General features: G+C 71.0%; 12 protein-coding genes. 7 read left to right on the top strand and 5 right to left on the bottom strand.

Annotated elements, in window-relative coordinates; all coding sequences use genetic code 11:
- Positions 1-15: 15 nt before the first annotated feature.
- Both CS062_RS27270 and CS062_RS10175 read right to left on the bottom strand, forming a co-directional pair.
- On the bottom strand, positions 16-1,950 hold the full coding sequence (locus CS062_RS27270; protein WP_143742306.1) for a methyl-accepting chemotaxis protein: 1,935 nt from the start codon (positions 1,948-1,950) through the stop codon (positions 16-18).
- Between the two features lie 298 nt (positions 1,951-2,248).
- A complete protein-coding gene (locus CS062_RS10175; protein WP_099861532.1) occupies positions 2,249-2,842 on the bottom strand; it encodes a DUF3455 domain-containing protein in 594 nt (197 codons plus the stop codon).
- A gap of 259 nt (positions 2,843-3,101) precedes the next feature.
- Between CS062_RS10175 and CS062_RS26610 the strand changes: the two genes are divergently transcribed.
- Together CS062_RS26610 and CS062_RS10185 are read left to right on the top strand one after the other, a co-directional pair.
- Positions 3,102-3,512, top strand: coding sequence for a hypothetical protein (locus CS062_RS26610; protein ID WP_199174219.1), 411 nt, complete (start codon positions 3,102-3,104; stop codon positions 3,510-3,512).
- Between the two features lie 244 nt (positions 3,513-3,756).
- Positions 3,757-4,281, top strand: a complete 525-nt coding sequence (locus CS062_RS10185; protein ID WP_143742307.1) for a hypothetical protein — start codon at positions 3,757-3,759, stop codon at positions 4,279-4,281.
- Positions 4,282-4,314: 33 nt separating this feature from the next.
- Here the strand turns inward: CS062_RS10185 and CS062_RS10190 are convergent, their stop codons facing one another.
- Positions 4,315-8,094, bottom strand: a complete 3,780-nt coding sequence (locus CS062_RS10190; RefSeq protein ID WP_099861534.1) for a ribonucleotide reductase barrel domain-containing protein — start codon at positions 8,092-8,094, stop codon at positions 4,315-4,317.
- Between the two features lie 266 nt (positions 8,095-8,360).
- Between CS062_RS10190 and CS062_RS10195 the strand changes: the two genes are divergently transcribed.
- Positions 8,361-9,029: a GGDEF domain-containing protein gene (locus tag CS062_RS10195; protein ID WP_099861535.1), complete on the top strand. Its 669-nt coding sequence runs from the start codon at positions 8,361-8,363 to the stop codon at positions 9,027-9,029.
- An 86-nt stretch (positions 9,030-9,115) separates the two neighbouring features.
- Here the strand turns inward: CS062_RS10195 and CS062_RS10200 are convergent, their stop codons facing one another.
- Complete coding sequence (locus CS062_RS10200; protein WP_099861548.1) at positions 9,116-9,775, bottom strand: DUF1134 domain-containing protein; 660 nt, start codon at positions 9,773-9,775, stop codon at positions 9,116-9,118.
- 253 nt (positions 9,776-10,028) lie between these two features.
- Here CS062_RS10200 and CS062_RS10205 point away from each other — a divergent pair, with 253 nt between their 5' ends.
- Both CS062_RS10205 and CS062_RS10210 read left to right on the top strand, forming a co-directional pair.
- The gene (locus tag CS062_RS10205; RefSeq protein ID WP_099861536.1) at positions 10,029-10,457 is read left to right on the top strand and encodes a hypothetical protein; all 429 of its coding nucleotides are present in this window, start codon (positions 10,029-10,031) and stop codon (positions 10,455-10,457) included.
- Between the two features lie 38 nt (positions 10,458-10,495).
- Positions 10,496-10,861 (top strand): PilZ domain-containing protein, encoded by a 366-nt coding sequence (locus CS062_RS10210; protein ID WP_099861537.1) that lies wholly within the window; start codon positions 10,496-10,498, stop codon positions 10,859-10,861.
- A gap of 57 nt (positions 10,862-10,918) precedes the next feature.
- On the opposite strand, the gene CS062_RS10215 is transcribed toward CS062_RS10210, so the two are convergent.
- A complete protein-coding gene (locus CS062_RS10215; RefSeq protein WP_099861538.1) occupies positions 10,919-11,767 on the bottom strand; it encodes an alpha/beta fold hydrolase in 849 nt (282 codons plus the stop codon).
- A gap of 111 nt (positions 11,768-11,878) precedes the next feature.
- On the opposite strand from CS062_RS10215, the gene CS062_RS10220 reads away from it, so the two are divergent.
- Entirely contained in the window at positions 11,879-13,060 is a 1,182-nt protein-coding gene (locus CS062_RS10220) for a sensor histidine kinase (protein ID WP_158238735.1), read from the top strand.
- Positions 13,057-14,014 (top strand): histidine kinase (locus CS062_RS10225; protein WP_199174217.1); only part of this gene is annotated, 958 nt, incomplete at its 3' end. The genes CS062_RS10220 and CS062_RS10225, both read left to right, overlap by 4 nt.

The following is a 14,014-nucleotide window of genomic DNA, read 5'->3' on the forward strand; positions in this document are numbered from 1 at the left end:
GCTCAGGCGCGCCGGTCAGAACGAGGTCCAGTCGTCGTCGCCGGCGAGTGCCGGCTCGGCGATCTTCCGCGAGACCGGCGTCGGAGACACCACCTGCAGCTCCGGCGCCGGTGCCCCCCGACGCGCCGGCGTCGCCGTGGCGGCCACGACACGGACGGGCGCGCGCGCCGCCGCGGCCATCGGGGCGGGAGCGGTCTTGCGCTCCACCCAGGAGGTCGTCGGAACCGCCCGCGCCGGTTCGCCGCGCGGGTTGTCCTGGCGCGACGCGGGCATCGGCGGCGTGGCATTCCTCGCCGGCCGGAACGTCGCCGGCGTCGGCTGCACCGGCTTCGCAGGCTGCTCCGGACGCTCTTGCGGCAGCTGCTGCGCCGGACCCGCCTGAGGCTGGTCATCGGTGCGGAACACGGCGACGGCACCGACCATGTCGATCGCCTGGCGCTTCATGCTGTCCGCCGCAGCGGCGCTTTCCTCGACCATCGCGGCGTTCTGCTGCGTGGCGCGGTCCATCTGGGTGATGGCCTCGCCGACCTGCGCGACGCCGGCGCTTTGCTCGGCGCTGGCGGCGCTGATCTCGCCGACGATGTCCGACACCCGTCGGATCGCGCCGACCACCTCGGTCATCGTGGCACCGGCCTGGTCGACCAGCCCGCTGCCCTGCTCGACGCGGGCGACGCTGTCGCCGATGAGCGCCTTGATCTCCTTGGCGGCGCCGGCCGAGCGGCTCGCCAGGCTGCGGACCTCGGCGGCGACGACGGCGAAGCCGCGGCCCTGCTCGCCGGCACGGGCGGCCTCGACCGCTGCGTTGAGCGCCAGGATGTTGGTCTGGAACGCGATGCCGTCGATGACGCCGATGATGTCGGAGATGCGGCGGCTGCTCTCATGGATGCCGCGCATCGTGTCGACCACCTGGCCCACGACCTCGCCGCCGCGGGTCGCGACCTCGCTGGCTCCGCGCGCCAATTGATTGGCCTGCTGGGCGTTGTCGGCGTTCTGGCGCACCGTGGCGCTGAGCTCCTCCATCGACGCGGCGGTCTCCTCGAGCGCCGCGGCCTGTTCCTCGGTCCGCGACGACAGGTCGTTGTTGCCCTGCGCGATGCGGGTGCTGACGGTGGCGATCTGCTCGGCGGAAGCGCGCACTTGGCCGATCAGCGCGAGCAGCTGCCGCTGCATCGCGCCCATCGAGGCGAGCACGCTGGCTGCCGGCGCCCGCTCGGCGCCTTCGACCGGACGCAGGTCGCCGTCGGCGATGCGGCGGGCGGCGTCGGCCAATTGCGCCGGCTCGGTGCCGAGCGCGGTCATCAGGCGGCGCGTGATCAACCAGCCCAGGCCGCAGGCGCCCGCCACGGCGGCCAGGCTCACCAGCGTCAGCCACCAGCGCTGTGCCTGGTATTGGGCGGTGGACGCGGCGACCTGCTCGTCGCCGGCTGCAGCCGCGAAGTCGACGTACTGGCGGGCGGCCGCCAGCAGCTCCGCCAGCAGCGGGCGGCAGTCGCGGGTCATGGCGGCCATCGCCTCGTCGCGCCGGCCGGAGGCGGCGAGCTCGACGATGCCTGCCGCGACCGGACCGTAGCGGCCTTCGACCTCCAGGAGACGTGCGACCAGCTCGCGCTCGCGCGGGCTGGCGTCGGGCGCGGCGGCCACCGCGCCCTTCAGCTTGCGCAGGTGCTCGCCGATGGCCTGGTGGGCCTCGAGCGCCATTTTCTTGGCGGCCTCGACATCCGCCGCCTCCTTGACGATCACCATGTCCCGCACGCCGATGGCGCGGCGGTTGGCGGCAATGCGCACGTCGACGGCCATCGACTCGCGATCATCGATGCCGTGCACGAAGCCGGCGAACCGCGCATCGGCGGCGGCGAGGTCGCGCAGCGCGATGACGCTGACCAGCATCACCGCCGCAACCAGCGTGGCGAAGGCGAGCGACAACTGCTTCTTGATGGAAAGACCGTTCATGGATCTGCTCTTGAGGCAAGCGGCGCGGAAAGCGCGGGCGGTCGCTGAGGGCGGCCGATCAGTTTGGCGGCATGGGTTGGCGAAATGATATTTTTGAAATCGCCAATGCCGATATCAGCAGATCGCTTCACCGTGACGCAGTACGGAAGCGGGCGGGCCGCCCCCCGCGAACGCGGGGATGGCCGCTGTGACGAGCATCACGGTGTGCCGAGGGCGCGCGGGCGTTCCCGCTGGCAGGCCCGCCATGCGGGCCATGTCGGTCCTCTCAGGCGCGGCCCCGTGCTGGGGCCCGGCCGCGTCAGCGCATCGCCACCGGGGTCCAGAAGATGTAGTCGGCCTGATAGTCGACCACCTGCTTCTGCCCGGCGCTGGTGCCGTCGCAGGCCGTCAACGGCGCCACGCCGCCCTTGGTCGCCACGCGCTGGATGTGGCTGACACCCTGCATCGCCCCCATGCCGACGGCGGGATTGGCTTTCACCAGTTGCAGCGGGATGCTGCCGGCTGCGGCGGGCGCGACCGCGAGCTGGGTGCCGGTGACCTTGGAGCCGTCCTTCGACTCCCAGGTGGCGGGCGGGCCGTAGTACTTGCCGACGCCGGTGCCGCGGCGGTCGGTCAGCACCGCGTCGGGCCCGACGAAAGCCCATTCGAACTGCCCCGGCATGTCCTTCTTCGCCCGGCATTCATAGGTGATGCGGCCGACGCCCACCGTTTCCATCGCCACCTTGTGGCCTTCCGGCACCTGGACCGCGGCGGGCAAGCCGGCTTGCGAGAAGGCGGGGCCGGCGCCGGATCCGGCCGGTCCGGACAGGGCGCAGCCGCCCAGCAGGGCGATCGGCGCCAGCAGCGCCAGGAGGGGACTCATGGACTTCGCGCGGGGGGACATCGTGTTCATCGCAGCTCCTCGGGTTGACGGCGTGGCGGCATGCCACCGCCAGGGACGCTGTACGCAAACGCGGCCCGTTTGGATTCGCCGGCCTCGGGAAAAGCCCGGCCGCGCCGCTGCGCTACGATCGCCCGATAGACCGTGAGCCTGTCATCCCGAAGTCTTCGCCTGGTTCTCCTCCGACGGACGCCGTGCAAGCCCTCGCCTTGATTGCTTGGCGACTCTGTTCGCGCCGCATGTCGCGGCGCGACACGCGCGGAGGTGTTCCATGCCTGTCCCCCAAACCCTCGACGAGCTCCGGGTTTCATTGCGCCAAAGTGTCGATGCCCTGCAAAGACGCCAGGCCAGCGAAATCCCCGAACAGCTGATCGATCGGCTGGTGGACCTGGACTGGCTGGAATGGCATGGTGGCAATTTGCGTCTCACGACCACCGGGGCCAACATCCACCGTCAGGAGATCGTCCGCGTTCGCGCCCTCGCCGAGTCCTCGTCAGGCTCCTCGATCACCCCCAACCTCACGGAGGCCACTATCGCTACCCCGAACTACCAGTACGAGAAACGTCAACGAGAACTCGCCAAGAAAAAGAAGAAGGAAGAGAAAGCGCAGCGCAAGGCCGCCGGCTCGCCGCCCGCGCCAGCGACGGAGACGCCTGACGGCGAGAAGCCCGGCCCGGCCTGAGCGCCGGGTTCGGGATCCCCGGGGGCCGGCGCTTCGTCCCCGCGGAGACTTGGCGGAACTACACCTGCCGCCAAGGCCTGCGCTCCTGCGGGGGCTCGCAAGGCGGTCCTTTTGGTGAGCTTGTGCGCGTTGCCGACGGCATCGGGAGACGCCGTTAGGAATTGGTGCTGACTCGCAGTGGGGGGTCTGGGATCCTCCGCCGCCTATGCCCACGTCCCGCCTGGCCTCCTTCAGAGGCGTCGCCTTGCTCGCGGCGCCCTTCCGCCGCATGGCCCGGCTCCTCTCGATCGATGTCCGCCTGGAGCGGAAAGGCCGGCGCCTGGGCATTCGCGTGACAGCGCCTCCGTCCGAGACCCCGCCGCGGGACAACGGCGCCCTCGAGGCGCAGAAGTCCACCAGCATCGCCCTCAAGAGACTGCTCGACACCCATCGCCAGACGCGGCGAGTGATGCGTCATCTGGGCTACGTGGAGCGCGCGCTGGCGACCCGGGGCCAGGAAGCGCTGAACGACCTACCAGTGGAAGTGCTTGCGAAAGCGCTGAAGCAGTTCGAATCCCTCGTCAGCAACTGGTCCGAACCCTTGCTGGCGGGCCTGCGGTCGCAGATGGCGATGGCGGTGCTGCGCCGGTCAGACGACGCCCTCCATGGCGATGCGCCCGATCGACGCTCGGAGTTCTACACGGACTCGCGGCTGGAAGTCAGGGATGACTCGCCGTCCGCCTTCATGGAGTTCGAGCGCGCATTCCAGTTGCACCACTCGCGACCGTGAGCGGCGTGGCGGATCAGTCGACGCCCAGGAAACTCACCCACACTGCCCCACGAACCCACAAGCCGTGCAGAACTCGCAGCCATCCCGATGGATGAGCGTCGAGTTCCCGCACTCCGGGCATTTCTTCCCAGCCATCGCGACGATGCCGCCCGCCTCCGATGCTGAACGCGCCACCATGCCCGCCTTCACCGGCGCTTGCTGCATCAGCCCCATGTCGACCAGCGGATAGCCGTTCTCGTCGAGCACACCCAGCATCGCGTAGCGGTGGATCACCAGCCGCGCCACATAGGCCACCGTCGACGGCCACACCTGCTGTCGGCGCTCGCCCGACAGCGTCGGCACCGGCGCCATGAAATGGCCGAGCGGCTCGCCCACGTTCAGCAGCTTGCGCAGCTTCATGCCGATCCAGCCCGGATCCAGCACCCGCATGTCCAGCGACAGCAGCCGCGCCAGCCCGTCCAGCGCCTTCGGATAGTTGCCCGAGAAACCCATCGCGCATGGCCGCGTGACACTGCCGCCATCGGGCGTGGGCAGGCTGACCTCCTTCAGCGTCAGGGTGAACAGCTCGCCGGTCGCGGGGTTGTCCACGTCGACCGCCCAGGCGAGCGTGCCCGCCGTGCCGGTGCGCGGCTCCTCGCGCGAGAACATCGCGTCGAGCACCGGCGTCGGGCCGCCTTCCTGGAGCGCACCCAGCTGCTCGCAGCGCCAGCGGATCACCGCCGCCGTCGCCGCGACGACGCCCGGGAACAGCCGCGGCTCGCCGAGCGGCGGCATCGGCATCTCGAAGGCGCGCTCCTCGGCCACGGTCGCCAGCGCGTCGAGCTTCAGCCGCAACCACGCGGCGTCGTTGGCACGCAGGTCCATCGACAAGGTCTTGGCCATCGCGCCGAGTCCGCGCGGCTGCTCCGCGCCGTTGACCCAGACCTCGAAGGGCAGCGTGCGGCCGAACAGGCCCGCGTCGGGCCCCTCCGCCGGCAGCTCGCCGACGAAGAGCGCGAAGTCGCCATGCGGGTGGCGGATCATCGTCGACCACGCCGGATTGCCGCCGGGCATCTCGGGCCGGCTCGGCCAGCGCAGCGAGGCCAGCACCGGCTTGGGCAGCCGCTCGACCCGCAGGCGCTGATTGGGGCCGGTGTCGGCCTTCAGCGGCTCGGGCTTGGCGATCGGCTCGACGCTCAGCACTGCGCCAAGCACGCTGTTGGGCCGGTAGGTCGCGAGCCCCTTCAGGCCGCTCTGCCAGGCCCAGCGGTAGAGGTCCTGGAAATCGGCATAGGGATAGTCCGCCGGCACGTTGACGGTCTTGGAGATCGAGGTGTCGATGCACGGCGCGACGGCCGCGACCATGGCCTCGTGATCGGCGGCCTGCAGCTCGAGCGCGGTGACGAAGGCCTCGGTCAGCGGCGCGTCCGGGCCGTGGAGATGGCGATAGAGCCGCCAGGCGTGGTCCTCGACGGCGTACTCCTTGAAGCTGTTGTCCGGCATCCGCTTCTTGCGGGTGTAGCTCCAGGAGAACGCGGGCTCGATGCCGTTGCTCGCGTTGTCGGCGAAGGCCAGCGAGATGGTGCCGGTCGGCGCGATCGACAGCAGGTGCGAGTTGCGCAGGCCCTGCGCGCGGATCTTGTCCTTCAGCCACGGCGACAGTCGCGAAGCGAAGTTGCCGCCCGAGAGATAGAGGTCCGCGTTGAACAGCGGGAAGGCGCCGCGCTCGAGCGCGAGGTCGGCGGAGGCCTCGTAGGCGGCATCGCGCATGACCTCGCTGATGCGGCGCGCCATCGCTCGCGCGGGCTCGCCGTCGTAGCGCAGGCCGAGCATCACCAGCGCGTCGCCAAGTCCGGTGAAGCCCAGGCCGACGCGCCGCTTGTTGGCGGCCTCGCGCGCCTGCTGAGGCAACGGCCACGGCGTCACGTCGAGCACGTTGTCCAGCATGCGGGTCGCGGTCTTGCAGATGTCGGTGAACTCGGCCTCGTCGAAGGTGGCCTTCGACGTGAAGGCGTCCTTCACGAAGACCGTCAGATTGATCGAGCCCAGGCAGCAGCAGCCGTAGGCAGGGAGGGGTTGCTCGGCGCAGTTGTGGACCATCAGGCCGTTCGCGTCGAAGGCGTGAACCTGCTCGACGGTCACGTCGTAGACGGGCTCGACGCCGTCGGGCTCGATGGACGCGACGGTGGCGACGAAGCGCTCACGATGGGGAGGCCGTGTCTGCCCGGCCAGCCGCTCGGCCAGGCCCTGAGCCTTGGCCGCGTCCGAGAAGCCGATGCGATCGGCGAAGCGCTGGAGGTTGTCGTCCGCAATGAGAAGCGCGCCGTGCCCGTCCGCGGATCGCCGCGTCGATGCGACACCGAATCGGAGCAGCATCCGCTGCACGTCCTGCACGAGCTGACCGTCCATCGATCGCAGCGCCACGGCCAGCGCGCCGTTCGGCTCGTCGCTCACCGCGCCGCATGTACCGAAGAGGTCGCGCAGGTAGGCCGACTGCGCCGCGGACGCCGCCGCTTCGATCGAGCGCGGGACGCCCACGGCGCCAGCGGCGACGGCACCGTTGGCCACCGCGCGAAGCTCTTCGTCCGCGACGGAGGTTCCCTGCCATCCGGCGAACGCGCGATGGTCGTGCAGCATGACCTCGTCGCCCGGCTGGAGCGCGCCTGCGGCCGTCCAATCCAGTTCCACCGCATCGCCTCGCCGCTTCAGCACTCTCCTCACCAGGTGATTCGCCGTCAGCCGCAGCTCGTGGCCTTCCCGGGTCCGCAGCGCCAGCACCGCCTTCGTGCCGGTCGGGAAGAAACCGGCCGATTCCGTCCGGTACGCCTTGCCGTCGACCATCGCCAGGAAGGGCACCCCGATCAGGTCCGCGACCTGCCGCGGCCCATCGCTGGTCAGCACCCAGGTCTCCGCCGTCACGCAGGGATTCGTCGCGCTGATCGACTCGCAGTAATGCAGGTTGTTGTCCGCATTGATCCGGTCCAGGAAGAGCACGCCCGGCTCGGCGTGGTCGTAGGTGGAGCGCATGACCTGGTCCCAGAGCTTGCGGGCCCGCATCCGGCGGTAGACCCACAACCCGTCGGCGCGTTGCGTCGCGCCGGCCGCCCGCAGCTTCGGGCCCGGCGCGGCCTTGTGCACCAGCTCGATGTCGGCATCGGCCTCGACCGCCTCCATGAACGCGTCGGTCACGCCCACCGAGATGTTGAAGTTCCTCAGGTCGCCCTGGTCCTTGGCATGGATGAAGGCCTCGATGTCGGGATGGTCACAGCGCAGCACGCCCATCTGCGCGCCGCGCCGCGAGCCGGCCGACTCCACCGTCTCGCAGCTGCGGTCGAACACCCGCATGTAGCTGATCGGACCGGACGCGCTCGACTGCGTCGACTTCACATACGCGCCCTGCGGCCGGATGCGCGAGAAGTCATAGCCGACGCCCCCGCCGCGCCGCATCGTCTCCGCCGCCTCGGTCAGCGCGGTGTAGATGCCGGGGTGGCCGTCCTCCTCCTCGGCGATCGCGTCGCCCACCGGCTGGACGAAGCAATTGATCAGGGTCGCCGACAAGGACGTGCCCGCGGCCGAGGCGATCCGCCCCGCCGGCACGAAGCCGCGCCGCTGCGCCTCCAGGAACTTCGCCTCCCAATGGGCGCGCTGCTCCGGCGACTCCGCCGCGGCCAGCGCCCGCGCCACCCGCGCCCGTACCTCCTCCAGGCTGCGCTCGCCGTTCTTGGCGTATTTCTCGAGCAGCACCTCCGCGCTGATCTCCTGCGGCGGCAGGTTCTCGGCCGAGGCCTGCACCGGCAGCGGCGACGGGGTCGGGGAAGCGGTCTGCTGGGTCATGCGCGGGCTCCTTGGAACGACGGGCCATCCTAGTCCCGCACCGTCCGCCGCCCTGTCCCCCCATTCCACGAAAGCGTCATGGGACCGACCGATCCCTGTCATCGCCGCCGCCGGCGAGGCGCCACGCGCGCTCACCGATGCCGAAGATGCGTGTCCACCGGTAAGCACGCACTTGCGAGTTGCTCACGGTTTGATGCGCATTTGTCGGCGGTTCCACGGGTTGGCCCCATGGATTGGTCGTATAGCGGACGCTATTCTTTTGGGCTATGACTCCTGACAAGGTCTTGCGGTCCAGCCCTGGCACCCTGGGCGATCTGGAACAAGGCTGCGCCGACGCACACCGTCTCATCCTCGACGGCCAGCTCGACGCGGCCCGTTCCCGTCTGGATGAATTGCGCAAGGTCCACGGTGACGACCATGCGCCGATGCAGGAGACCTTCAGCGCGCTGGCCGAGGCCCATGGCGACTTCAGCATCGCCCTCGCCCACTACAAGCGCTTCCATGCGCTGGCCATCCAGGCCGGCGTCTCGTCGCCGCTGGCGTCGCGCGATCAGTTGCTGGCGCGGCTGGTCGAGCGCCAGGAGCAGCGATCCCCCGACATGGCCTGGTGCCTGGTGGCGCTCGCCGCCGCACGCGCGCCGGCCGGGGCGCTGCCGCACATGCTGCGCCAGCAGTGCCGCGCGCAGGATGTGCTCGCGCTCGGTCAGGGCGAGGCGATGCTGATGCTGCTGCACGACGTCGACCTGCCCACCGGGCGCAAGGTCTGCGAGCGCTTCCGCGCGGTCTGGATGCAGCAGCAGCCGACGGCCGGTCCGCTCAGCATGGGCCTCACCGCCTGGCGTGGTCCGGGCGACACCGGCAGCGGCCTGCTCGGCCGTGCCGAACAGGCGCTCACCCGCAGCCAGCGCGAAGGCGCGCCGCTGCGCACCGGCTGACCCGCGTTCCGCGGCAGCCGGGCGACAAGGTCCACCGCGCCGCGCGAGCCCGCCTTCCGGCGACCCCGCGGGCACGGCGCCCGCCATCAGAACGGATTGATCGTCTTCTCGCGCCGGTAATGGATGTAGCCGACGCTGGCGCCGGCGCGCAGGCCCACGCCCAGACGGATCGGCGCCAGCGTGATGCCGTCGGCGCGCTGGTAGTTGATGCCCGCGCCGCCGATGTAGTACAGGCTGCCGTCCACGCCGGGGAAGCGGCGATAGATCGCGCTCGGCTTGGGCAGCTTGTAGACCAGGGTGAAGACCTTGGACGCATTCGCGCCCAGGTCGAAGCCGACCGACGGTCCGGCCCAGTACACCATCCCGCCGCCACCGCGCTTCATCAACAACTGGCCCTCGCCGTAGCGCAGGCCCACGGTGATCGCGCCGCCGGCTTCCTGGCCCTTGATGTAGGCGTTGGGCCGGCCCTGTTCCTTGAAGGCCTTCTCGATCACCTTGGCCAGGCCCTCGGTCGTCTCGCCGAAGAACTCGGTCGCCGCATGCACCACCGAATCCTGGTCGTAGGTATCGTCCTCGCCCTCGGCCGCCAGCGCGGGCAAGGACGCCAGACCCGGCGGCAGCACCAGTCCGGCGGCGGCGTAGCGCCCCAGGCGGCCCAGCGCGTCGCGTCGTGCCGGCGCGGTCGGCGCGCCGTTCAGCTCCAACGGACCCTCGGTCGAAATGTCTTGGCGGTCATGGCGATTCATGCGGATCTCCGGGTAAGTCTGGATGGCGTCGGGCAATCGCGTCGCCCGCCGCGTTCCTGGTCCGGCGGGCAAGCACAGTGCCCGCTCTACGAACCGACGGATGCTACCCCCGGGCGTGACAAACGGCGTGCGCATCGCGGCGGCGCGCCGATACACTCGGCCTCACGCCGTCGAGAGGGACCGAATCCACAAGAAGGAGCGGCGATGCATGCAAACAGCAGTCGTGACAAGAGTGCATCAAGGAGGACATGCAGTGAGCAGTGATCTGCCCCGTCTGGCGCGCGCGCTGGAGTACCTGGACATGGCCTCGGCGCTTTACCTGGCGGGCGGCGCGGACCATTCCGCGCAGTTGCTGGCCGCCGCGGGCGAACGCCTGCTCGGCGACCTGGCCCGCCTGATCCAGTCGCCCGAGCATGGCCACGAGGTCCAGCAGCTGCTGGCCCGCCTGACGCAGCAGCATGTGCCGCAGCAGGTGCCGGAAGTCGCCGGGCACAACCAGTCGCGGCAGCTGCAGGCGATGCTGGCCCGCCAGGAATCGCCCGAATCGACCGAGCTCCGCCAGGCCACCTCCGCGCTGCTGCGCGCCTCGTGGTACCTGCTGGAGACGATGGGCCTGGAGCCGCTGGCGCCCTCGCGCCTGCACCAGGCGATCGAGAAGAGCACCATCTACGCCGAGCTCTGAGCTCGCGCCCGCCCTGACCGAGCTGACCGAGCGACACCATGAGTTCCGCCGAACGCCGTCACTTCTCCCGCATCGCGTTCGCCGGTCCGGCGCAGCTGGTGACGGTCGAGCAGCGCCTGCCGGTGCAGGTGCTGGACCTGTCGCTCAAGGGCGCCCTGCTGCTGCTGCCGGAGTCCTCGGAGGTCGAGCCGGGGGCACTGTGCCTGCTGGACCTGCCGCTGGCGCCGCACGAGGGCCGCATCACGATGGCCGCCCAGCTCGCCCATGTGAGCGGGGACCGTGCCGGCCTGCTCTGCCTGGGCATCGACCTCGAGAGCATCACCCACCTGCGCCGCGTCATCGAGCTCAACCTGGGCGACGCCGCGCTGGCCGAACGCGACCTCAAGGCGCTCGTCGCTCCCTGACGGCGCTGCGCCGTACGGGCGCGGGCATGCCCGCCCGCCCCGCGCCTCGCCCGCCGGTCACCCGGCGATGAATTGCCTCAACACCGCGAAGGCGGCGACCGGGTCATCGCGCCACGCGCCGTGGCCGACGCCCGGGAAGCGCGCCAGCTGACGCCACTGCGGCGGCAGCGCCTCGTGGATCTCCAGCGCGTCCTCCAGCGGGCAGACGGGATCGTCCTCGCCCACCATCACCAGCACCGGGCAGCGGGCCTTCTCCAGGCCCTGCAGCAGGCCCAGGTCCTGTTTCTCGCCGCTGACGAAGTGCAGCAGGATGTCCAGGTTCACCAGCGTGCGGCCGCTGGCCTCCGGATCGGCGGCCGGGCGGGTGTTGTAGAGATGGCGCACGCCGGCCCAGTAGGCCTCGAAGGTCTCGCGCGAGGGACGGCTCCAGAAGGCCTCCGCCAGCGCGCGGGCCTGCGGGCCGCCGCGTCGCTCGAAGGCGGCCAGCTTGCGCTCCAGCCCCATGTGGTGGGAGGTGCTGGACAGGATCACCTTGGACGCATGCCCCGGATGCCGCGCGATGTAGCGCTGCGCCACGAAGCCGCCGAAGGACTGGCCCAGCACGATGGGCTGCTCGATGCCCAGCGCGTCGCACAGGCGCACGATGTCGTCGGCCCAGGTGTCGAGCGTCCATTCCGACGACGGGCGCGGATCGCTGCGGCCATGGCCGCGGTGGTCGTAGTAGACGATCTGCGCCAGGTCCGCGAGCTGGCTGAACGCCGGCTTGAATGCCGCATGGTCGAAACCGGGGCCGCCATGCATGCAGATCAGCGTCGGCTTCTCCCGCATCCGCGTCCCGTCCGGCACCAGGCCGGGCCCCTCGACGTCGACGAACAGTCGCGCGCCGTTACCGATATGGATCTTCATGGACGGCGAGTATGCCGCCTCCGCCCTCCGCAAGCCGGACTCGTCCGGCCCAGGGCGGCTTCGTCGCACGGCCGCTGGCGGGCCCCGCGCGCGGCGGCCAGAATGCCGCCCATGTCCGATGCCTCCCCGTCCCTGACCGGCCCCGCCGGCGAGCCGCCCGCGCCCCGCCGTTCGGCGCGGGAGGCCGCGCTGCAGCTCTTCAACCTGCGCATGATCGCGGCGGCCTTCTACTTCTGCCTGGCGATGGCGGGCGCCCGCTCGCTGACCTGGCTCACCCATGACGACGGCGTCGGCGACTGGCTCATGGAGTGGCTGCGTTTCACCCGCCAGACGCTGCTGACCGCGCTCAGCGTGCTGGTCGCGCTGGCGCTGGCGGAAGCGCTGCTGGCGCGGCTGCGCGTGCGCTGGCCGCTGGCGGTGCGGGCGGTGGCGGTCGCGGCCGGCGCGACAGTCGGCACGCTGCTGCGCTTCCAGGTCGCCAACTTCGGCGTGCCAGACGCGCCGCTGCACTGGGACTGGCTGTTGTCGACCACGCTGCTGTGGCTGGTGCTGGGCGGCTTCTTCGCCGCGCTGCTGCACGGCGTGCGCGAGGAGCGCAGTGCCCAGGCCCGGCTCGCCGAGCTGGCCCGGCAGCACGACCGCCTGCAGGCCCAGCAGCTCGAGGCCCAGTTCTCCGCGCTGAACGCGCAGATCGAACCCCACTTCCTGTTCAACACGCTGGCCAACGTGAAGCGCCTGTACGAGACCGCGCCGGAACGCGGCCGCGACATGATGGCCAGCCTGATCGCCTACCTGCGGGCCGCGCTGCCCAGCATGCGCCAGGGCATGTCGACGCTCGGCCAGGAACTGGAGCTGGCCCGCAGTTACCTGACCATCCTGCAGATGCGCATGGGCGAACGGCTGCGCTTCGACATCGAGGCCGACGCCGCGCTGTTCGCGACGCCGCTGCCGCCGATGGTGCTGCCGACGCTGGTCGAGAACGCGATCAAGCACGGCCTGTCGCCCTTGCCCGAGGGCGGCCGCATCGACATCACCGCCCGGCGCGAGCCCGCCGGCGCCGGCCTGCTGCTGGAGGTGCGCGACACCGGCCAGGGCTTCGCCGCCAGCGGCGGCAGCGGCGTGGGCCTGGCCAACACACGGGCGCGGCTGATGGCGATGTTCGGGCGCGAGGCCTGGCTGGAACTGGAGTCGGCCGAGCCGCGCGGGGTGATCGCGCGGGTGCGCGTCCCGGTGGCCGGCACGGCGCGCAGCGCGCCCGCGGCCCCGGCGACACCCGCCGGAGCGCTCCCATGAGCGAGGCCCTGCGCGAGCGCGCGGCCCACCTCTGGCACTCGTGGCGCTCGCTGCGCCGCGAGGAGCTGTCGTGGTTCCTGCTGATGGGCGTCTTCTACGGACTGGTGGACGCGTCGTCGATCTTCTATGTGATGGACAACGCGCGCTGGCCGTCGGCGCTGGCCAACCAGATGCTCACGCCGCTGCTGGTGGCGCTGGTCATCCTGTTCACCTGGCTGCCGGCCTCGCGCAGCGCGCTGGAGAGCCGCTGGCGCGTCGCGCGGCTGGGCATCGCGGTGCTGATCGGCGCGGTGCTGGCCAAGCTGCTCTATGACCAGCTGATGCCGATGCTGCAGTGGCCCTCGATCGCCGACCTGGCGCGCGAGCGCAAGGGCGAGACCCCCTACCAGCCGATCCGCTGGCTCAACTTCATCGGCGAGTGCCTGTCGATCTGCGTGACCGCCAGCCTGTCGGTCGCCTGGTACGAGATGGCGATGCGCCGCCGTCGCACCCGGACCCGGCTGGAGGCGTTGCTGCGCGAGCAGAGCGCGATGCAGCGCGACGCCGTGGCCGCGCGCCTGGCGGCGCTGCAGGCGCAGGTGGAGCCGCAGTTCCTGTTCGACACGCTGGTCGACATCGAGCGCGCCTACGAGCGCACCGATCCCGCGGCCCCCGAGCAGATGGAGCGCCTCATCCGCCATCTGCGCGTGGCGTTGCCGCGGCTGCGCGAGCGCGGCGTGACGCTCGAATCCGAGGCGGCGCTGCTCGACAGCTACCTGGCCGTGGTGGCGGGCCGTCAGCGCGGCGCGCTGCCGCTGTCGACCGAGTGGTCCGCCTGGCTCGCGCCGCGGCCGGTGCCGCCGATGCTGCTGCTGCCGCTGGCCCAGCTGATGCTGCGCGACGCGGCGCGGAGATCGGAAGAGCGGCGGGGAGGGGAAGGGGGTCACACACGGTGTTGGGCCGGATGTTGTAAGA

Origin of the sequence: Roseateles chitinivorans, from assembly GCF_002761755.1 — a bacterium.
GTDB classification, from domain to species: domain Bacteria; phylum Pseudomonadota; class Gammaproteobacteria; order Burkholderiales; family Burkholderiaceae_C; genus Roseateles; species Roseateles chitinivorans.

Bases quoted from the DNA above. Each gene is read 5' to 3' on its own strand.
- CS062_RS27270 (WP_143742306.1), bottom strand. From the start codon at position 1,950: ATGAACGGTCTTTCCATCAAGAAGCAGTTGTCGCTCGCCTTCGCCACG.
- CS062_RS10175 (WP_099861532.1), bottom strand. From the start codon at position 2,842: ATGAACACGATGTCCCCCCGCGCGAAGTCCATGAGTCCCCTCCTGGCG.
- CS062_RS26610 (WP_199174219.1), top strand. From the start codon at position 3,102: ATGCCTGTCCCCCAAACCCTCGACGAGCTCCGGGTTTCATTGCGCCAA.
- CS062_RS10190 (WP_099861534.1), bottom strand. From the start codon at position 8,094: ATGACCCAGCAGACCGCTTCCCCGACCCCGTCGCCGCTGCCGGTGCAG.
- CS062_RS10195 (WP_099861535.1), top strand. From the start codon at position 8,361: ATGACTCCTGACAAGGTCTTGCGGTCCAGCCCTGGCACCCTGGGCGAT.
- CS062_RS10200 (WP_099861548.1), bottom strand. From the start codon at position 9,775: ATGAATCGCCATGACCGCCAAGACATTTCGACCGAGGGTCCGTTGGAG.
- CS062_RS10210 (WP_099861537.1), top strand. From the start codon at position 10,496: ATGAGTTCCGCCGAACGCCGTCACTTCTCCCGCATCGCGTTCGCCGGT.
- CS062_RS10215 (WP_099861538.1), bottom strand. From the start codon at position 11,767: ATGAAGATCCATATCGGTAACGGCGCGCGACTGTTCGTCGACGTCGAG.
- CS062_RS10220 (WP_158238735.1), top strand. From the start codon at position 11,879: ATGTCCGATGCCTCCCCGTCCCTGACCGGCCCCGCCGGCGAGCCGCCC.